This window comes from Pseudomonas fluorescens, assembly GCF_900636825.1.
Lineage (GTDB): Bacteria > Pseudomonadota > Gammaproteobacteria > Pseudomonadales > Pseudomonadaceae > Aquipseudomonas > Aquipseudomonas fluorescens_BG.
Genome location: NZ_LR134318.1, coordinates 4,567,619 through 4,588,434 on the forward strand (window position 1 = coordinate 4,567,619; position 20,816 = coordinate 4,588,434).

The following is a 20,816-nucleotide window of genomic DNA, read 5'->3' on the forward strand; positions in this document are numbered from 1 at the left end:
CGCCAAACCGGTTTGATGCCATCGCTGGCAAGCCAGCTCCCACAGGACCGCATTCCAGCAGTTTTTCTTCAGCGGCCTTTGAACTGGGCCACATTCGCCGACCGGGTTTCAGTCTGCGCCTGGCCCGCAACGCCCAGACGCTCGCCGGTATTGGCATCGAACAACAACACTTTCGATGGATCGAACTGCAGCGTCAGGCTCTCGCCCACCTGCGGTGCGACGTCCGGCGCCAGTCGGCAGCAGACTTTGGTGTCATTCAGGTTGACGAACACCAGGGTGTCCGGACCGGTCGGCTCGGTGACCTGCACTTCGGCACGAATGCTTGGCAGGCCGTTGCCCTCGCCGTTCGACAGCACGATCTGCTCCGGGCGCAGGCCGAGGATCACTTCGCGATCTTCCAGACCGGCATCCTGCATGCTCATCGGCAATTCGCAACGCGCCTGGCCGCTGTCGAGCAGCGCCAGCAGACGGCCGTCCTTGCGTTGCAAACGCAGAGGAATGAAGTTCATCGGCGGCGAACCGATGAAGCTCGCCACAAACAGGTTGGCCGGGTCGTTGTAGATGTCTTTCGGCGTGCCGAACTGCTGAATGATGCCGTCCTTCATCACTGCCACTTTGTCGCCCAGAGTCATTGCTTCGATCTGGTCGTGAGTCACGTAAACCGTGGTGGTTTTCAGGCGCTGGTGCATCAGTTTCATTTCGGTGCGCATCTCGACGCGCAGCTTGGCATCGAGGTTGGACAGTGGTTCGTCGAACAGATAGATCTTCGGCCGACGCGCCAAGGCACGGCCCATCGCCACGCGCTGTTGCTGACCACCGGAGAGCTGGCCGGGCTTGCGATTGAGCAGGTGTTCGATTTGCAGCAGTTTGGCTACGCGCGCGACTTCTTCGTCGATCGCTGCTTGCGGCATCTTGCGGATCTTCAGACCGAATTCGATGTTCTCGCGCACGCTCATGGTCGGGTACAGCGCGTAGGACTGGAACACCATGGCGATGTCACGATCCTTCGGGCTCATGCCGCTGACGTCCTGATCACCGATCATGATCGCGCCGCCGGTGATGGTTTCGAGGCCGGCGATGCAGTTCATCAAGGTCGATTTGCCGCAGCCCGACGGGCCGACGAGGATCAGGAATTCACCGTCCTTGATCGACAGTTCGATGTTCTTCAGGGTGTCCGGCAGGCCGGCACCATAAGTCTTGTTTACATTGCGAAGTTCGAGCGTTGCCATGATTACCCCTTGACTGCGCCGGCCGTCAGCCCGCGCACGAAATACTTGCCTGCGACCACATAGACCAGCAGGGTCGGCAGGCCGGCGATCATCGCCGCTGCCATATCCACGTTGTATTCCTTGGCCCCGGTGCTGGTGTTGACCAGGTTGTTCAGCGCCACGGTGATCGGCTGCGAATCACCGCTGGAGAACACCACGCCGAAGAGGAAGTCGTTCCATATCTGGGTGAACTGCCAGATCAGGCAGACCATGATGATCGGCGTCGACATCGGCAGAATGATCCGGCGGAAAATCGTGAAGAAACCCGCGCCATCCAGACGTGCAGCTTTCACCAGCGCGTCCGGAATGCTCACGTAGTAGTTACGGAAGAACAGCGTGGTGAACGCCAGACCGTAAACCACGTGCACGAACACCAGACCGGTGGTCGTGCTCGCCAGGCCCATTTTGCCGAGGGTGAACGAGGCTGGCAGCAGCACGGTCTGGAACGGCAGGAAGCAGCCGAACAGCAGCAGACCGAAGAACAACTGCGAACCACGGAACCGCCACATCGACAGCACATAACCGTTCAACGCACCAATCGCTGTGGAGATGATCACGGCCGGTACGGTGATCTTGATCGAGTTCCAGAAGTAGCCATCAACCGTGGCCCAGGCCTTGACCCAACCAATGCCGCTGACCACGGTCGGCCAGCTCAACAGGTTGCCGGTGCTGATGTCTTCCGGGGTCTTGAAGCTGGTGAGCAACATGACCACCAACGGCACCAGATACAGGAACACCGCGAAAATCAGCACCGCGTAGATCGCGATGCGACTGAAGCTGATGGCGGGTTTGGCAGCGAGACTAGTCATGACGCTTGGTCCTCAGCTCGGAGTACAGGTAAGGCACGATGATCGCGAGGATCGCACCGAGCATCAGAATCGCACTGGCCGAGCCCATGCCCATCTGGCCGCGACTGAAGGTGAAGGAATACATGAACATCGCTGGCAGGTCGGAGGAATAACCCGGACCACCGGCGGTCATCGCGGCAACCAAGTCGAAGCTCTTGATCGCGATGTGCGCCAGGATCATCACCGCACTGAAGAACACCGGACGCAGGCTTGGCAGCACGACTTTCCAGTAGATCGTCGGCATGCTCGCGCCATCGATCTGCGCGGCACGGATGATCGATTGATCAACGCCGCGCAGGCCGGCGAGGAACATCGCCATGATGAAGCCTGACGCTTGCCACACAGCGGCGATTACCAGGCAGTAGACAACGCGATCGGGGTCGATCAGCCAGTCCAGACGGAAGCCTTCCCAGCCCCAGTCACGCAACAATTTGTCCAGGCCCATGCCCGGGTTGAGCAGCCATTTCCACGCGGTACCGGTCACGATCATCGAGAGCGCCATCGGGTACAGGTAAATGGTGCGGATGAAGCCTTCGCGACGGATGCGCTGGTCGAGGAACACCGCCAGCAACACACCGATCACCAAAGTAATGCCAATGAACATGCCGCCGAACACGGCGAGGTTCTTGCTCGCGACCCACCAGCGATCGTTGTCGAACAGCCGCGCGTATTGCGCCAGACCGGCCCACTTGTAGTTAGGCAGGAAGGTCGAAGTGGTGAACGACAGAATGAACGTCCACAGGATGTAGCCATAGAAGCCCACCAGCACGATGAACATGCTCGGCGCCAGCACCAGTTTGGGTAGCCAGCGTTGCAATGCATCGAACGGCGAGGCCTTGCTGAACACAGCAACAGAACTCATGAGCAAATCCATAAAAAAAGAGAAGAACAGCTACAAGCTGCAAGCTGCAAGACCAACATCGCGCAAGCTTTTAACTTGCAACTTGAAGCTCGTAGCTTGCAGCTCGCCGCCAAGGCGCTTATTTAGCTGACTGAACCGCTGCGCCAAGTTTCTTCGCCGCATCGGCCGGGTCGGCTTTCGGGTCGTTGATGTAGTTGGTCACGACATCAAAGAACGCGCCCTGCACTGCCAGCGTGGTCGCCATGTTGTGCGCCATGCTTGGTTGCAGGCCGCCGGACTTGGCGTCTGCCAGGAAGTCTTTGGCAGCGGTCTGCGCGCAGGAATCGAAGCCGAGCTTGTCCATGTTGTTCAACATGTCGTTGCGAACCGGGATCGAGCCTTTGTTGATGCTGAAGACTTTCTGGAAGTTCTCACCCAGCACGACTTTGGCGATGTCCTGCTGACCGGCCGCAGTACCTGCGTCCTTCTGCTTGAACACGGCCAGCGAGTCGATGTTGTAGGTGAACGCCTTGTCGGTGCCCGGGAAGGCTACGCACTCGTAATCCTTGCCGGCGACTTTCTTGGCGGCGGTCCATTCGGACTTGGCCCAGTCACCCATGATCTGCATGCCGGCCTTGCCGTTGATGACCTTGGCCGCTTCGAGGTTCCAGTCCTGGCCTTTGCCGTCAGCGTCCATGTAGGTCGCGACTTTCTTCAGCTCGGTGAGAGCCTTGACCATTTCCGGGCCGGTCAGCGCTTTGTTGTCGAGATCGACGAGGGCTTTCTTGTAGCCGTCCACGCCCATCACCGACAGCACCACAGCTTCGAAAACGGTGCTGTCCTGCCATGGCTGACCACCGTGAGCCAGCGGAATGAAGCCCGCGGCTTTCAGCTTGTCGCCAGCGGCGTAGAACTCTTCGAGGGTGGTTGGATTCTTGGTGATCCCGGCTTTCTTGAACACTTCCGGGTTAATCCACAGCCAGTTCACACGGTGAATGTTCACCGGCACGGCCACGTAGTCGCCTTCGTACTTCACGGTATCGGAGACTTTCTTGTCGAGCAGGCTGTCCCACTTTTCCGACTTGGCGACGTCTTTCAACACATCGGTGTCGAGCAGACCGGTCGATGCCCATTCCTGAATGTCCGGGCCTTTGATCTGCGCGACGCCAGGCGGGTTGCCGGCGACTGCGCGGCTTTTCAGCACGGTCATGGCAGTCGCACCGCCACCACCGGCGACAGCGCCGTCTTTCCAGGTGAAACCGTCTTTTTCGACTTGCGCCTTGAGCACATCGACAGCGGCTTTTTCGCCACCGGAGGTCCACCAGTGCACGACTTCGACCGAACCTTTGGAGTCGGCAGCGGAAACACTCAGTGGCAGGATTGCGAGCGGGAACAGGGAGGCGACAGAAATGACAGTAGCGAGGCGAGAAATCGCATTCATTCGAAATGTACCTTTCTTGTTGTTATGCATTGCAAGTCTGGTGCTTGCGCTGCACGGAGTTTAAACAGAGCGTTTCGCTTCGCAGGTAACGAAGGGACGCGTAAATGTCACTGCATGGTTACACAGGAATGGGCCGAGACAACTGCGCCAAAGCGGTGGCCATGCTCGGCGCCAGCGGCAGGCGCGGGATCAGCACAGCCTGCCAGGCGTGATACAAATCGGGCTTGCCCGGCCAGATATCGGCACTCGGCACGTTTTGCGGATTGAGTTCGTGATGCCAACTGCCGTTGCAGCGGTCGATGAAATTTGTTTCGCAGAATTCCCAGAACAGCCGGTACCAGGTTTCGTATTGCTCATCGCCCGTGCGTTTGAGCAAGGCACTGGCGGCGGCACTGGCTTCGGCGTGCGTCCAGTGCAGGCGATGGCGGACAACGGCTTGATTGTTCCAGTCGAGGGTGTAGACGATGCCCGGCGCGCCATCGACATTCCAGCCATGGCGACAGTTGGCGTCAAAGAGTTTTTGCGCATCGCTGGCCAGCCAGCCCGGCGTCAGCATGCCGGCCTGGACCCGCGCAGCTTCGAGGTGCAGCAACAGCCGCGCCCATTCGAAACCGTGGCCTGGCGTGGTGCCGTACGGACGAAAACCATCGGCAGGATTGTCGTGGTTGTATTCACGCAGCGGTTGCCAGTCCCGGTCGAAGTGTTCGATGACCATGTAGCCATTCGCCGCCGCGTGACCGTGGATCACTCGCTCGACGATGCGCTGGGCCCGCACCAGCCAGCGCGGATCTCCGGTGACATCAGCCAGCGCGAGGAACGCCTCGGTCGCGTGCATGTTGCTGTTGGCGCCACGATAGGCTTCTTCTTCACTCCAGTCGCGATTGAAGAATTCGCGCATGGCGCCCTCTTCTTCGCACCAGAAATAGCTGTCGATGATGTCGATCGCATCGTCCAGCAATGCCTGCGCACCCGGTCGTTGCGCGACCACGGCGGAACTCGCGGCGAGAGCGACAAAGGCGTGCAGATAAGCGTTCTTGCCCGTGTTGTCATCGCGGTGCCGGGCAACCGCGAACCAGCCACCGTGCACCTCATCGCGCAACGGCCCGCGCAGGGCGGCAATGCCATGATCGATCAGTTCGGCGAAGCCTGGCAGCCCTTGAATGTGCGCCATGGCGAAGCTGTGGGTCATGCGCGCGGTGTTCATGGTTTCGGCTTGCGCGTTCGCTGGCAGACGGCCGCGTTCGTCGAGGTTGCCGAAACCTTCGGGCAATTTTGCCGCTTTGGCGAATTCCAGCAGGCGCAGGCCTTCGTCGGCAAGCCATCGCTGGTGGGCAGGAGCGTTCAGCAAACTGCTGAAGCCGGGGTTGAAGGTGTCCATGGCATGACCCTTTTTTGTTGTTAGGACTGCGGGCAGTCTAAACAACGGGCCGAGGTGGGCTTGTAACGAAGGGGACGGGGTTTGTCACTGGTCCGTGACATTAGAAAAGCAAAGTCAAAAGATCGCAGCCTTCGGCAGCTCCTACATTTGGAATGCGTTTCCCTGTAGGAGCTGCCGAAGGCTGCGATCTTTTGATCTTCAGTCCGCTGAACGCGGCAATTGCAGAGTCACCCGCAACCCACCCTCACGCAGATTCTGCAACGTCACTTCCCCGCCATGGCTATGGGCAATGTTGCGCGCAATCCCCAATCCCAGCCCATATCCTTGCTGCTGCCCCGCCAACCGGAAGTGCGGCTCGAACACCTGCTCCAGGCGCTGCTCCGGCACACCCGGGCCTTCATCATCAACGTGCAAGACAAACGCGCTGTCATCGTCGTCAATGTGCAGATGCGCGTTCTGCCCGTACTTCAACGCGTTGTCGATCAGATTGCCGATGCAGCGCTTGAGTGCCAGCGGCTTGCCCGGATACGCCGACAGCGCCCGGCCCTGTTGCGTTACGCGGCCATTGCCATTGGGCGCCAGGTACGGTTCGACCAGACAATCAAGCACATGGTTGAGATCAACCGGCTCGATGTTCTCGTGGATGTCGGTGTCTTTCACGCACTGCAGCGCGCCTTTGACCAGCAGCTCCAGCTCATCCAGATCGCGACCGAATTTGGCTTGCAGTTTTTCGTCTTCAAGCAATTCGACGCGCAGACGCAAACGGGTGATCGGCGTGCGCAGGTCGTGGGAAATCGCGCTGAACAACTGGCTGCGTTCGGTCAGATAGCGGCTGATGCGTTCGCGCATGGTGTTGAATGCGCGGCCCACTTCGACCACTTCACTGCCGCCACCTTCAGCCACCGGCGGGACATCGGCCCCCAGCGACAAATCCCGCGCCGCTCGCGCCAGGCGCTTGAGCGGCCGGCTCTGCCAGTGCACCAGCAAACCGATGAACAGCAGCAGAAAACCGCTGGTGAGCACAATGAACCACACCTGCTGAGACGGCAGGCCCTGTTCTTCAAGACTGGTGTACGGCTCCGGCAGCAACGACGCGATGTACAGCCATTCGCCGGGGGCCATCTGGATTTGCGTGACCAACACGGGCGGATTCACTGGCTCCAGCGTCAGCGCGTAATGCGCCCAGGAACGTGGCAGCTCATCGAGCTTCAGCCCGGCGTTAAAGATCCGCAGATCTTCAGGGCTGACGAAACTCACCGAGATATCGGTGTCATGTCCCAACGATTGGCGCAGCACTTCATCGACCGCTTTCATCACAGCCGCTTTACGCGGGGTGACCGGCAGCACATCCATGCCCAGCGGTTTGTCGTTGAGCGTGACCACGAACCGAGTGCCGCCCATGCTGCGCAACTGGTCGAGCACCAGCGGCCGGTAAGCGACCGGCAGCGAGCGGAAATAACTGACGCTGGCCGTCATCGAATGGGCCAGGCTGCGGGCGCTGGTGACCAGCCCTTCGAGCTGCGTGGCACGTAATTGCGAAACCCAGATCACGCTCGACAGTGTTTGCGCAAACAGCACTGCCAACAGGGTCAGCAGCAACATCCGCCCGAGCAGCGAGCGTGGCACCGGTATGCTTGCAGCGAGTTTGCGCAGCGACTCAATGAGCATTGCCGGCAACCACATTGGCTGCCAATTGGTAGCCGCTACCGCGCACGGTGCGAATCAGCCGTGGCGGCTTTTCGGTGTCGCGCAGGCGTTGGCGCAAACGGCTGACGGCCATATCGACGATGCGATCGAGCGGCATCAGATCGCGGCCCCGGGTGGCATTGCCGATGGTGTCGCGGTCGAGGATTTCCTGCGGGTGATCGAGGAACAGTTTCAGCAGGGCGAAATCGGCGCCGGATAGAATCACTTCTTCGCCATCCGTGTGAAACAGCCGATGGCTGACCGTGTCCAGGCGCCATTCATCGAAGGCCAGCACTTCACTGCCGCTACGCTCTTGGCCGAACTGCGCACGACGCAGCAAGGCTTTGATCCGCGCCTGCAATTCGCGTGGGCTGAACGGTTTGCCGAGATAATCGTCGGCACCGAGTTCCAGGCCGATCACCCGGTCGGCTTCGTCGGAACTGGCGGTCAGCATGATGATCGGCACCTGCGCCTGACGCGGATGCTGACGCACCCAGCGGCACAGGCTGAAACCATCCTCGTCGGGCAGCATGACATCGAGGATCACCAGATCGCTCGGCGCTTCGTTGAGCGCCTGACGAAAACTGGCACCATCGGCGGTGGCCCGCACCTGAAACCCGGCGCGGGTCAGATAGGTTTCCAGCAACTCGCGTATTTCCTGGTCGTCATCGACCAACAATATCGACTTGTTGACTGAGCTCACTTCGAAGGCATCCTTGTTGTTGGAATTGGGGCGGATTATGCCTGATGAACCTTGGAATTTTGTTGTCTGTTCTGGCGTCATCGCTGGCAAGCCAGCTCCCACAAGAATTTGCGTCGTTCACAAAACCTGTGGGAGCTGGCTTGCCAGCGATGAGAGCGACTCGGTATCAAGCCTGTTCGAGGGCTACACCGGCGCCGACAAGCCCGGAATACGGGGCTGTCACCAGCCACACCGGGATGCCTTTGAAGTAGTCGCTCATGCAGCCCTTGTCAGCGAAGCAGCGGGCGAAACCGCTTTCGAGGAAGAAATCGGCGAAGCGTGGAATCACCCCGCCGACGATGAATACCCCGCCCCGCGCGCCGGTGGTCAGCACATTGTTACCGGCCACGCGGCCGAGCCAGCAGCAGAACTGTTCAAGCACTTCCAGAGCAATCGGGTCACCGGCCAGGCCGGCTGCGGTGATCGCTTCTGGCGTTTCGAGCGTCGGCTCATGGCCATCCACCGCGCAGATCGCCCGATACAGTCGCGGCAGACCGCCGCCGCTCAACGCGGTTTCGGCGCTGACGTGGCCGATCTCGTTGTAGATGTGCTGCCACAATTGCGTTTCACGCGGACTGCTCAGCGGCAAATCGACGTGACCACCCTCGCCCGGCAACGCGGCAAACCGCCCCTCGCCCAGATCAAGCAACGTGCCGACACCCAGGCCAGTGCCCGGGCCGATCACCACCGCCGGGCGCAACGGCTCGGGCGTGCCTTCGCAGACCACGCGGAATTCGCCCGGCTGCAAACGGGTCATGCCCAACGCCATTGCCGAGAAATCGTTGGTCAGCAACAGTCGCTCGACCTGCAAGGTTTTGCAGAATGCGCTGCGGCTCAGTCGCCAGTGGTTATTGGTGAACTTGAATTCATCGCCGCTGACGGGACCTGCCACCGACAGGCACACCGAGCCGATCGAACCCGGCGCCAGACCTAGCCCGCTCAGGTACAGGCTGATCGCCTCTTCCGGGCTGGCGAAGTCCGCTGTGGCCAGCACCTGAACCGATTGCAGTTGCTGGTTTTGCCACAACGCGAACCGCGCGTTGGTGCCTCCGATGTCACCGACCAAAGCCAGTTTCAATTAAGCGTCTCCAGGGCAGAAGTGAAGGCGCTGGCGCCCTGCTCCGCCGAGCTGAAGGCCATGCGCATAAAGCCAAACAGTTCGCGACCGCTGCCAATGTTGTTGCCCAACAGGCCCTTGGCAGGTTCGCGCGCTGCAAATTCGGCGGCGTCGACCTTGAGTTGCAAAGTGCCTTTGACGCCATCGACGCGGATGATATCGCCCTCTTGCACGCGAGCCAAAGCGCCGCCGACATAAGCTTCGGGACTGACGTGAATCGCCGCGGGGATTTTCCCCGAAGCGCCGGACATCCGGCCGTCAGTCACCAGCGCTACTTTGAAGCCGCGATCCTGCAGCACGCCGAGGAACGGCGTCATCTTGTGCAGCTCCGGCATGCCATTGGAACGCGGGCCCTGGAAGCGCATCACCGCGACGAAATCCTTCTCCAACAGGCCGGCCTTGAACGCATCGGCGAGATCCTGCTGATCCTGGAACACCATCGCCGGTGCTTCGACAATCTGGTTTTCCAGCGCGACCGCCGAAACTTTCATCACTCCGCGACCGAGGTTGCCCTCCATCACGCGCAGGCCGCCTTCTTGCGAGAACGCGCGCGAAACCGGGCGCAGGATGTTTTCGTCGAGGCTATCGGTCGGGCCTTCGCGCCAGACGAGTTCACCGTTATCAAGGAACGGCTCTTTGGTGTACTGGCTCAGGCCATGGCCGAGCACCGTGTTGACATCTTCGTGCAGCAGACCGGCGCCGAGCAGCTCGCGGATCAGGAACGACATGCCGCCAGCGGCCTGGAAATGGTTGATGTCGGCTTTGCCGTTCGGATAAACGTGGCTCAGGGTCGGCACGACTTCGGAGAGGTCGGCCATGTCTTGCCAGGTCAGTTGAATGCCCGCGGCCATGGCGATGGCCGGCATGTGCAGAGTGTGGTTGGTCGAGCCGCCGGTGGCGTGCAGCGCAACGATCGAGTTGACCAAGGCCTTCTCGTCGACGATTTCGCCGATCGGCATGAAGTTGCCATTCTGTTTGGTCAAGCGCGTTACCTGATGCGCGGCTTCGCGAGTCAGCGCCTCACGCAATGGCGTGTTCGGATTGACGAAGGACGCGCCCGGCAAATGCAGGCCCATGACTTCCATCAGCAATTGATTGGTGTTGGCAGTGCCGTAAAAAGTGCAAGTGCCCGGGCTGTGGTAGGACTTCATCTCCGATTCCAACAGCTCTTCGCGGGTCGCCTTGCCTTCGGCGTATTTCTGGCGGACGTCGGCTTTTTCCTTGTTGGAAATCCCCGAAACCATCGGCCCGCCCGGTACAAAGATCGTTGGCAGATGACCGAAGCGCAGCGAGCCCATCATCAGGCCCGGAACGATTTTGTCGCAGATGCCAAGCATCAGTGCGCCGTCGAACATGTTGTGCGAAAGCGCCACGGCGGTGGACATCGCAATCACTTCGCGGCTCGGCAGGCTCAGTTCCATGCCCGGCTCGCCCTGGGTTACGCCATCGCACATTGCCGGAGTGCCACCGGCGAATTGGCCGACCGAGCCGATTTCGCGCAGGGCATGCTTGATCTGCTCCGGAAACACTTCGTACGGCTGGTGCGCCGAAAGCATGTCGTTATACGAAGACACAATGGCGATGTTCGCCGAGTTCATCATCCGCAGACTGTGTTTGTCTTCAGTGCCGCAACCGGCCACGCCATGGGCGAAGTTGGCGCATTGCAGCTTGCCGCGCATCGGGCCATCGGTGGCGGCGCCGCGAATCAATGCAAGGTAAGCCTGACGCGTGGCGCGGCTGCGGGCGATAAGCCGTTCGGTGACCTCAAGAACGCGGGGATGCATGTGTAGAACTCCAGGCTAACGGATGTGGCGACCTGATTGTCTATGCTGATCAAACGCCGCTGTCGGTGGAATGACAGACGGTTTATTTGACCATTCGGACCAGTTGATTCAGGTCACTCGTTGTAGATAAAACAAAATATTGCCACTAAAAAGGCTTGTTTTCTATTTTTATGCGAATAATCTTGTAATTCCAACAACAAAACGACGGCGGCGCTGTTCCATGACTCTTCGAATCGCAATCAATGGTTTTGGCCGCATCGGCCGTAATGTCCTGCGCGCACTGTATACCCAAGGCTATCGACAGGATTTGCAGATCGTCGCCATCAATGATCTGGGCGACAGCTCGATCAACGCGCACTTGCTCAAATATGACACCGTTCACGGCACCTTCGACGCCGAAGTGGCGCACGATAACGAGAGCCTGACGGTCAATGGCGACCGCATCGCGGTCAGCGCCATCCGCAACCCGGCCGACCTGCCATGGGCCGCGGAAAAAATCGACGTAGTGTTCGAATGCACCGGTCTGTTCACCGACCGCGCAAAAGCGGCTGCGCATATTACTGCCGGCGCACGCAAAGTGATCATCTCGGCACCGGCCAAAGGCGCCGACGCCACTGTCGTTTATGGCGTGAACCACGACATTCTGCGCCAATCGCACCAGATCATCTCCAACGCCTCGTGCACCACCAACTGCCTCGCGCCGGTTGCGCAGGTGCTGCACCGTGAGCTGGGCATCGAAAGCGGTTTGATGACCACGATTCACGCCTACACCAACGATCAGAACCTCACCGACGTTTATCACACCGACCCGTACCGCGCCCGTTCGGCCACGCAAAACATGATCCCGAGCAAGACCGGCGCTGCCGAAGCAGTTGGCTTGGTGCTGCCCGAACTGGCGGGCAAACTGACCGGTATGGCGGTGCGCGTTCCGGTGATCAACGTGTCGCTGGTTGACCTGACCGTGCAACTGAAACGCGAAGCGTCGGCCGATGAGGTTAACGCGCTGATGAAGTCCGCCAGCCAGCATTCGAAGATTTTGGGTTACAACACGTTGCCGCTGGTTTCCAGCGACTTCAACCACAACCCGCTGTCGTCGATCTTCGACGCCAACCACACCAAATCCAGCGGCAAACTGCTGAAGGTGCTGGCCTGGTATGACAACGAATGGGGCTTCTCCAACCGCATGCTGGATAACTGCCTGGCGCTGTGTAACGCCGAATAACCCGGCGCCATACAATTTGACGCAAATCCCTGTAGGAGCTGCCGCAGGCTGCGATCTTTTGATCTTGTTTGTGGAAAGGTCAAAATCAAAAGATCGCAGCCTTCGGCAGCTCCTACAGGGGCCGGTTTTACCGACTCCTGACAAATCAACGCTTGACCATTCAGCTAGATGATAAGCATTATCATTCGCTCAAAATGGATCAGGTTCTCCCGTGAGTCAATCGCGCTTCAACCACGTCTTCCTCACTCAGCGCACCTCGCTGCTGCGTACGCTGGAACGGATGGTCAACAATCACAGCACCGCTGAAGACCTGTTGCAGGAGACCTACCTGCGCGTGACGCGGGCGTTGAGCGAGCGGGCCATCGATCACCTCGAACCTTTTGTCTTCCAGACCGCACGCAACCTGGCGCTGGACCATTTGCGCGCACGCAAGATTCGCGCGCGGACCATGGTCGACGACGTGCCGCAGGATGTCGTGCACAGCATCGCCGCCCCGGCCAGCAGCGCCGAAGATGCTGCCCATGCCGAACAGATGCTGGAGCGATTGAACGTGAGCCTCAGCCAACTCAGCCCGCGTCAGCAGCAGATTTTCATTCTCAGCCGCCTGCATGGACACAGTTATCAGGAGATCGCTGACGAACTGAACGTGTCGCTGAGCACTGTGCAGAAAGAATTGAAACTGATCATGTCGATTTGCATCGGCGTTGCAGAAAGGCATGACGGCAGCGGCAAGCTTTGAGCTGCAAGCTGCAAGTAAAAACAAAAAGCAGTAACGCATCCGGCTTGCAGCTTGCAGCTTGCAGCTTGCAGCTTGAAGCTAGAAACTGCTTCGCCAGAAGCCCTGCTTCGCCAGAAGCCTCGAGGAACCACCGTGACGGACACCCACCGCTCGCCTTCGCCCGATTCGGCGCGGGACGCTGCAGCTGCAATGGACCAGGCGCTGGACTGGCTCATCGTGCTTGGCAGCCCGGATGAGGAACAGACCCGGCAGTTCCATGCCTGGCTGGCGGCTGATCCGTTGAATGCCGAGGCGTTTACCAAAGCCCAAGCAATCTGGGACGGCCCGCAGGTGGCACTGTGCGCTGAAGCACTGGCGGCTAAACCCGCGAAAGTCACCTTCCTCAAGCGTCTGCGCCCGCACTGGAAACCGTTGGCCAGCGCGGCGGTGCTGATCCTCGGACTGTTCAGTTTCAGTAATCTGCCGATGCGCATTCAAGCCGATCACCTCACCGTGGTCGGCGAGCGCCAGCGTCTGCAACTGGAGGACGGCTCGAAGGTGTTGCTCAATACCAATTCGGCCTTTTCCAGCACCATCAACGATCAACAACGGGTCGCGCGGCTGTTTCAAGGCGAGGCGTTTTTCGAGATTGCCAGCGGCCGCGCTCAGCCGCTGGAAATCGATGCCGGCCCGGTCACCGCCAGCGTGCGCGACACCGCGTTCGCCGTGCGCTATCTCGACGGCGTCGCCCAGGTCAACGTGCAACGCGGCGATGTCGATCTGCGCGCCACGCACAACGATGCCCGTGTGCGCCTGACCGCTGGGGAAAGTATCCGCATCGGCCCCAACGGTTTTGACCGCCCAGCCAAACTCGACAGCAATACCGATCTGGCCTGGGTGGATGGCCGACTGGTGTTCGAGAATTGCCCGTTGAATCAGGTTCTGGCTGAATTGCGCCGCTATTATCCGGGCTGGATCATCAACAACAACGAGCGCCTGGCAGACGTCGCCGTGACCGGAAATTACCGTCTCGACCAGCCGCTCGACGTGGTCCGCTCCCTCGCTCACATCACCTCGGCGCGCCTGCAGGAATTCCCCGCGCTGGTGATCTTGAACTAAATGAGAATTATTTTTACTCGATAGCCCACGTCAGTACGTCTCGTTATAGCCAATGCAATTGATTCGCAACAAGCGAAGCCAATCAGCACCTATAAAGATTCGTGCGACACGGAGCGCTATCGATGTCCTCTCGCCTTACCCGCCAGACTGCCAACCCTTCCCGCGTGCTGTCACTGCTGACCGCGGCCATCCTCATGGCCGGCACCGCGCCACTGATGGCGGCCACCGAACAGCCAACGCGCAGCATCGGTGATTACTCGTTTGCCATCGGCCAGCAATCCCTGGTCTCGGCCCTCAATGCATTCACCGCCGTCACCGGCTGGCAGGTCGGCTTGCCCGCAGAGCTGGGGCAAAACGTTTCGTCGCCGGGCGTGCGCGGTTCACTGGCGCCGGAAAAAGCCCTGGATCGCCTGTTGGTGGGGACCAATCTGAGCTTCCGCAAGATCGGCAACAACAACGTCGTGCTGGAAAAGCGCAGCAGCAGCGGCGCGCTCAATCTGGATCAGGTGACCATCAGCGCCACCCGCCAAGAACAGTCGGTCAACAGCGTGCCGGCCACCGTGTCCGTGCAGACCCGCGAGGATCTCGACCGCAACAACGTCAACTCGATCAAGGATCTGGTGCGTTACGAGCCGGGGGTTTCGGTGAGCGGTGCCGGCCAGCGTGCCGGCCTGAAGGGTTACAACATCCGTGGCATCGACGGCGACCGCGTACTCACGCAAGTCGACGGCGTGCAGGTTCCCGACAGCTTCTTCAACGGCCCGTACGCGCAGACCAACCGTAATTACGTCGATCCGGAAATCGTCAAACGCGTGGAGATTCTGCGGGGCCCGGCCTCGGTGCTCTACGGCAGCAACGCGATCGGCGGCGCCGTCAGCTATTACACCCTCGATCCGGACGACATCATCAAGCCCGGCCAGGATGTCGGCGCTCGTTTGAAGACCGGCTACAGCTCGGCCGACGACAGCTGGCTGACCTCCGGCACCGTCGCGGGCCGTACCGGCGAGTTCGACGGCTTGCTGCATCTGAGCCAGCGCAATGGCCATGAAACCGAATCCTACGGCGAAACCGGTGGCACCGGCCTGGGCCGCACCGAAGCCAATCCGCAAGACGTGCGCACCACCAACGTGCTGGCCAAACTCGGCTGGAACTATGCCGACGACGCACGCTTCGGCCTGACGTACGAAAAATACAAAGACGATCGCGACACCAACCAACTGAGCGCCGTCGGTGGGCCGTTCAACGCGGGTCGCGGCTTCGGCTACTACAAATCCCGCACCGGCAATGACACTGTTACCCGCGAACGCTTCGGCCTAGAACACCGCTTCGCGCTCGACACCGCGTTGGCGGACAACATCAAGTGGTCGCTCAATTACCAGATTGCCAAGACCGACCAAAGCACCGAGGAAGTCTACGCGCCGTCGCGCACTGTACTGCGCAACCGACAAACCGATTACAAGGATCGCCAGTGGGTATTCGATGCGCAGGCTGACAAGTCGTTCGCCATCGCCGACACCGATCACACCGTGACTTACGGCACGACCATCAAGCAGGACAAGGTCACCGGTCTGCGCACTGGCAGCGGCACCTGCCTGACGGTCGCTGGCGCCTGCCGCGTGATCGGTGCAGCCAGCGCCACCGACACTCTGACCCCGGCCAGCGACTTCCCGGACCCGACCATCAACAGCTACAGCCTGTTCGCCCAGGACCAGATCAGTTGGGGCAACTGGACGTTCCTGCCGGGCGCCCGCTACGACTACACCGAACTCAAGCCGCACATCACCGACGAGTTCCTCGCGACGGCCGACCAGAGCGGCAATGGCGTGGTCAGCGAGGAGAAAAAAACCTGGCATCGTCTGTCGCCGAAATTCGGCACCACCTATAGCTTCAACGACAATTACACCTGGTACGGCCAATACGCCGAGGGCTTCCGCACCCCGAGCGCCAAAGCGTTGTACGGTCGTTTCGAAAACCTCGCCGGTGGCTATCAAGTCGCGCCGAATCCTGACCTCGAACCGGAGAAAAGCAAAAGCTATGAAACCGGTGTGCGCGGCCAATTCGATGCAGGCACGTTCGATGTCGCGGTGTTCTACAACAAATATCGCGATTTCATCGACGAGAACGCCATCACCCCCGGTTACTCGGAGACCACTTTCCAAAGCAACAATATTAAACACGCGACCATCAAAGGCGTGGAGCTCAAGGGTCGCCTGAACCTCGACACCTTCGGCGCCCCGAGCGGCCTCTACACCCAAGGTTCGATGGCGTATCTGTACGGTCGCAATGATGACAGCGGCGAGCCGTTGAACAGCGTCAACCCGCTGACTGGCGTGTTCGGTCTCGGTTACGACCAGGACAACTACGGTGCGCTGCTGAGCTGGACGCTGGTCAAGCGCAAGGATCGGGTCGACAGCGCTCAGTTCAAGACGCCGGACGGCACCAGCACTCAATTCAAGACTCCCGGTTATGGCGTGCTCGACCTGGCAGGCTTCTACAAAGTCACCGACGACGTCACCGTCAATGCCGGCCTGTACAACCTGACCGACAAGAAATACTGGCAGTGGGATGACGTGCGCGGTTACGACAGCGTCGGCGAAGCCTCGGTCACGCAGCCGGCCAACCTCGATCGCCTGACCCAACCGGGGCGCAACTTCGCGATCAATCTGGTCTGGGACATCTGATTCGGCCAACCTCACGGCGTGTGTTCGATCACCGCGCCGTGAGGTTTTTTTACGCTCCGGCGCTTACCCGTACGTCTTGTTATCAAGCGCCTCATTCATTCAGGACACACTCATGACAGCTTCGGAAAAAGCCCTGCGTTCGCAACGCTTGAACCAGATTACCCATGCGCCGCACAGCACACTGGATGCGCTGGTGAAAGCGCACGCGCCATTCGAAACCCGCGCCAGTTTCGCCCGCTTTGTGGTCGCGCAGTATCTGTTCCAGTCGGAATTGGTCGAGCTGTACAACGATGCCGAACTGAGCGCCATCGTCCCGGATCTGCCGGCACGTTGCCGCGCCGAAGCGGCCAAGGCTGATCTTGCCGATCTGCACACCGCAGTGCCGGCGCCCGTCGCAGGCGCGGTGAAAAACCCGAGCAAGGCACGCGCGCTGGGCTGGATCTTCGTCTCCGAAGGCTCGAAGCTCGGCGCGGCGTTCCTGATCAAACGGGCGGTGGCGCTGGACTTGAGCGAAACGTTCGGCGCCCGTCACTTGGGCGAACCCGAAGGTGGCCGCGCCGAAGGCTGGAAGAGCTTTGTGCGCACCCTCGACGCCTTGCCGTTCACCGCGGAAGAAGAAGCCGAAGTGGAACAAGGCGCGCTGGATGCCTTCAACCGCTTCACGGTGTTGCTGGAACAGGCGTACGCAACAGAAGCCGAACCAGCCTGATATCCGCGATCCCCCCGGTAGGAGCTGCCGCAGGCTGCGATCTTTTGATCCTGTTTTCAAAAAGTCAAAAGATCGCAGCCTGCGGCAGCTCCTACCGGGGGCCGGGTAAATCTGTAAGATCTCCGTTCCGCTTCAGAAGCCACCGCTGAGCCCATGCCCGCATTCGCCTCCTCAAAACTCGCCCGTCTGCTGTTTGGCCTGCTGGCCTATGTCAGCCTTGGCGTTGGCCTGATCGCCATCGTCGTGCCCGGCCTGCCGACCACCGAGTTCATCCTCCTCGCCGCCTGGGCTGCCACGCGCAGTTCGCCGCGCCTGAGTGCCTGGCTGGAAAATCATCGCCTGTTCGGGCCGATCCTGAGCAACTGGCGCAACGGCAAGATCATCGCGCGCAAGGCCAAGGTCAGCGCCACGCTGAGCATGCTGCTGTGTGCAACGTTGATGCTGGCGATGCTCGATCACGGCTGGCCGGTCTATCTGGCGACAGCGGGCATGAGCCTGGGCAACCTGTGGATCTGGTCGCGGCCGGAATCGATTCCTTTCTGACCGCGTTTACCCCTTGTGTAAAAGCTCCTGTGGTGAGGGGATTTATCCCCGACGTGGCTGCGAAGCAGCCACAAAGCGGCTTTGCGTGATCGGTCGGGCAGCAGCGTCATCAGAGCATGGGGCCTGCTTCGCAGGCCATCGGGGATAAATCCCCTCACCACAAAAGCTGACCTCTTTCCTGCAAACACCCATTTCAACCCGTTGAACATCCCTGAATTTATTAGCTTTTCCAGCACTTTCCCCTGCGCAAACGTTTAGCGCTGACCGTCCGTCGGCAGCCGCCTCATGCGCACTCGTTCCTCGCCGATGAGCATTGAATGGCGCTGAATGGATTTGGCAGACCGGGGCCTACGCCCAAGCCACCCGTTTATTCATTCGCGAGATCGCCCCATGTTCGACTCTCTTTCCATTCGCCTGAAAATCGTCCTGCTCTCCGGCCTGTGCTTGCTGGGTGTAGTCGCGCTGATTGTTGGCATGAACATCTACCAGACCAATCGGAACGACGAACTGGTCAGCACTTCCAGTAACCAATTGCTCACCGCCAGTGTGCAGAACCTGCTGCAAGCCAAAGCCGCCGAACAAGCGGTGCGGGTGCAGAAAACCTTTGGCGAAAGCCTGTTGGTAATCACCGCGCTCGCGGATCAGATCGAGGATCTGCGGGCGATGGCCGCCAAGCGTTCGCTGGAAGCCGGGGCCATACGTGAAGAGTTGAACCAGAACCTCAAAACCGCGTTCGAGCGTAACGATAAAGTGCTCGGCATCTGGCTCGCCTTCGAACCCAATGGCCTTGACGGCAAGGACAACGAGTTCGCCAACGATGCCGCGCGTCAGTCCAACGAAGCCGGGCGTTTCGCTTCGTACTGGAGTCGTGCCGCCGGCGCGTCGCTGAACACGATCATGGTCGAAGACGATCTGACCAAAACCACCCTCAGTGTCAGCGGCACGCCGTACAACAGTTGGTACACCTGCCCTCGCGACAACAAGCGCACCTGCCTGCTCGACCCGTACGCCGACACCGTCGGTGGCAAGGAAATGCTCATGACGACCATTTCCGTACCGCTGCTGGTCGACGGCAAAGCCATCGGCGTGGTCGGCGTGGACATCGCCCTCGATGCCTTGCAAGCCGCCGCCGTTGACTCGCAACGCAGCCTGTTCAACAACGCCGGGCACATGCTGATCGTCTCCGGCAGCGGCGTGCTTGCTGCCGACAGCGCGGACGCGACCCGCGTCGGCAAAAAAATCAGCGACACCCTCGGCGCCGATGGCAAAGATGTTTTGCAACTGGTCGCCAGCGGCACAGCAAAAATCCTCGAACAGGGCGAACTGATCCGCGCCGTGTACCCGGTTGATCCGATCGGCAACTCACGCGCCTGGGGCGTGGTCATTGATCTGCCCAAGCAAGTGCTGCTGGCCGACTCGGTCAAGCTGCAAGCAGTGCTCGATGATGCACAGGAAACCGGCGTCCTCACGGCATTGCTGGTAGCCGTTGCCGCCGGCCTCGTCGGCCTGCTGCTGATCTGGCTCACCGCCTCCGGCGTCACCCGCCCGATCAATAGCGTTGCCGACATGCTGAAGAACATCGCCAGCGGCGAAGGCGATCTGACCCAGCGCCTGAACTACAGCAAGAAAGACGAATTGGGCGAACTGGTGAACTGGTTCAACCGCTTCCTCGACAAGCTGCAACCGACTATCGCGCAGATCAAACAGAGCATCACCGAAGCCCGTGGCACGGCTGATAAGTCGTCGGAAATTGCCCGGCAGACCAGCGAAGGCATGCAGGTGCAGTTCCGTGAAATCGATCAGGTTGCGACCGCGTCCAACGAAATGAGCGCTACCGCCCACGACGTCGCCAACAGCGCCTCGAACGCGGCCAACGCCGCCAAGGGTGCCGATCAATCGGCGCGGGACGGCATGTTGATCATCGAGCGCAGCACCCGCGACATCAATCAGCTGGCCGATGAAGTCAGCAAAGCGGTGACCGAAGTCGAAGCGCTGGCAGTCAACAGCGAGCAGATCGGCTCGGTGCTGGAAGTGATCCGCAGCATCGCCGAACAGACCAACCTGCTGGCCCTCAACGCCGCTATCGAAGCCGCTCGCGCTGGCGAAAGCGGTCGCGGTTTTGCCGTGGTTGCCGACGAGGTGCGCAACCTCGCCAAGCGCACGCAGGACTCGGTGGAAGAAATTCGCGTGGTGATCGAGCGCATTCAGACCGGCACCCGTGGCGTCGTCGCGACCATGCATTCGAGCCAGACCCAGGCGCACAACAACGCCGGGCAGATTCGTCAGGCCGTCGATGCGCTGGGCAAGATCAGCGACGCGGTGACAGTGATCAGCGACATGAACCTGCAAATCGCCAGCGCCGCCGAACAGCAGAGCGCCGTGGCCGAAGAGGTCAACCGCAACGTCTCGGCGATTCGTACCGTCACCGAAACCTTGATTGAGCAAGCTACCGAGTCGGCTGCAGTCAGCAGCCAGCTCAATAGCCTGGCGAGTCAGCAGATGAAATTGATGGATCAGTTCCGCGTGTAGGCGCCAGAGCGGGAATAACAATAATCCCTGTGGGAGCTGGCTTGCCAGCGATGGCGGCAGGTCAGTGACCATTCTGTGGCTGACACACCGCTATCGCTGGCAAGCCAGCTCCCACAGGGGTGAGTGTTGATCCTGCGGTTTCATCTAAGCCGCGATTCTTTTGCACTATCATCCCCCTCTCCCCGGAGGG

Annotated in this window: 15 protein-coding genes and 2 pseudogenes; 8 read left to right on the forward strand and 9 right to left on the reverse strand. The window is 60.2% G+C overall.

The genetic code is table 11. The annotated features are described in order from the left end of the window. Window positions 1-68: 68 nt before the first annotated feature. From EL257_RS20755 to edd, 9 genes are all read right to left on the reverse strand, one after another. Entirely contained in the window at window positions 69-1,229 is a 1,161-nt protein-coding gene (locus tag EL257_RS20755; protein ID WP_126365761.1) for an ABC transporter ATP-binding protein, read from the reverse strand. 2 nt (window positions 1,230-1,231) lie between these two features. Beyond that, a complete protein-coding gene (locus tag EL257_RS20760; protein ID WP_126365763.1) occupies window positions 1,232-2,077 on the reverse strand; it encodes a carbohydrate ABC transporter permease in 846 nt (281 codons plus the stop codon). Then, window positions 2,070-2,978, reverse strand: a complete 909-nt coding sequence (locus EL257_RS20765; RefSeq protein WP_126365765.1) for a carbohydrate ABC transporter permease — start codon at window positions 2,976-2,978, stop codon at window positions 2,070-2,072. Before EL257_RS20765 ends, EL257_RS20760 begins: the two co-directional genes overlap by 8 nt. Before the next feature lie 118 nt (window positions 2,979-3,096). Next, a complete protein-coding gene (locus EL257_RS20770) occupies window positions 3,097-4,398 on the reverse strand; it encodes an ABC transporter substrate-binding protein (protein ID WP_095181486.1) in 1,302 nt (433 codons plus the stop codon). A 118-nt stretch (window positions 4,399-4,516) separates the two neighbouring features. Continuing rightward, the gene (locus EL257_RS20775; RefSeq protein WP_126365767.1) at window positions 4,517-5,776 is read right to left on the reverse strand and encodes an AGE family epimerase/isomerase; all 1,260 of its coding nucleotides are present in this window, start codon (window positions 5,774-5,776) and stop codon (window positions 4,517-4,519) included. Window positions 5,777-5,974: 198 nt separating this feature from the next. Further along, window positions 5,975-7,444 carry an ATP-binding protein gene (locus EL257_RS20780; protein WP_126365769.1) on the reverse strand — a complete coding sequence of 490 codons (1,470 nt, stop codon included), beginning with the start codon at window positions 7,442-7,444 and terminating at the stop codon, window positions 5,975-5,977. After that, window positions 7,434-8,165 carry a response regulator gene (locus EL257_RS20785; protein WP_126365771.1) on the reverse strand — a complete coding sequence of 244 codons (732 nt, stop codon included), beginning with the start codon at window positions 8,163-8,165 and terminating at the stop codon, window positions 7,434-7,436. Before EL257_RS20785 ends, EL257_RS20780 begins: the two co-directional genes overlap by 11 nt. A 166-nt stretch (window positions 8,166-8,331) precedes the next feature. Continuing rightward, window positions 8,332-9,282 (reverse strand): glucokinase, encoded by a 951-nt coding sequence (locus EL257_RS20790; RefSeq protein ID WP_126365773.1) that lies wholly within the window; start codon window positions 9,280-9,282, stop codon window positions 8,332-8,334. Next, window positions 9,279-11,105, reverse strand: a complete 1,827-nt coding sequence (gene edd / locus EL257_RS20795; RefSeq protein WP_126365775.1) for a phosphogluconate dehydratase — start codon at window positions 11,103-11,105, stop codon at window positions 9,279-9,281. The genes EL257_RS20790 and edd overlap by 4 nt, the downstream gene beginning before the upstream one ends. Before the next feature lie 220 nt (window positions 11,106-11,325). Here edd and gap point away from each other — a divergent pair, with 220 nt between their 5' ends. The 8 genes and pseudogenes from gap to EL257_RS28520 form a co-directional block, all read left to right on the forward strand. Continuing rightward, window positions 11,326-12,327 carry a type I glyceraldehyde-3-phosphate dehydrogenase gene (gene gap, locus EL257_RS20800; protein ID WP_126365777.1) on the forward strand — a complete coding sequence of 334 codons (1,002 nt, stop codon included), beginning with the start codon at window positions 11,326-11,328 and terminating at the stop codon, window positions 12,325-12,327. 211 nt (window positions 12,328-12,538) lie between these two features. Then, a complete protein-coding gene (locus EL257_RS20805) occupies window positions 12,539-13,066 on the forward strand; it encodes an RNA polymerase sigma factor (protein ID WP_126365779.1) in 528 nt (175 codons plus the stop codon). Window positions 13,067-13,198: 132 nt separating this feature from the next. After that, complete coding sequence (locus EL257_RS20810) at window positions 13,199-14,164, forward strand: FecR family protein (protein ID WP_126365781.1); 966 nt, start codon at window positions 13,199-13,201, stop codon at window positions 14,162-14,164. Between the two features lie 122 nt (window positions 14,165-14,286). Then, entirely contained in the window at window positions 14,287-16,845 is a 2,559-nt protein-coding gene (locus EL257_RS20815; RefSeq protein WP_126365783.1) for a TonB-dependent receptor, read from the forward strand. 112 nt (window positions 16,846-16,957) lie between these two features. Beyond that, on the forward strand, window positions 16,958-17,554 hold the full coding sequence (locus tag EL257_RS20820; protein WP_126365785.1) for a biliverdin-producing heme oxygenase: 597 nt from the start codon (window positions 16,958-16,960) through the stop codon (window positions 17,552-17,554). 153 nt (window positions 17,555-17,707) lie between these two features. Further along, window positions 17,708-18,097: a YbaN family protein gene (locus tag EL257_RS20825; protein ID WP_126365787.1), complete on the forward strand. Its 390-nt coding sequence runs from the start codon at window positions 17,708-17,710 to the stop codon at window positions 18,095-18,097. Between the two features lie 663 nt (window positions 18,098-18,760). After that, a pseudogene (locus EL257_RS28515) lies at window positions 18,761-19,720 on the forward strand (chemotaxis protein); the annotation flags it as partial. Between the two features lie 381 nt (window positions 19,721-20,101). Further along, window positions 20,102-20,626 (forward strand): annotated as a pseudogene (locus EL257_RS28520) (methyl-accepting chemotaxis protein); the annotation flags it as partial. Window positions 20,627-20,816 lie beyond the last annotated feature (190 nt).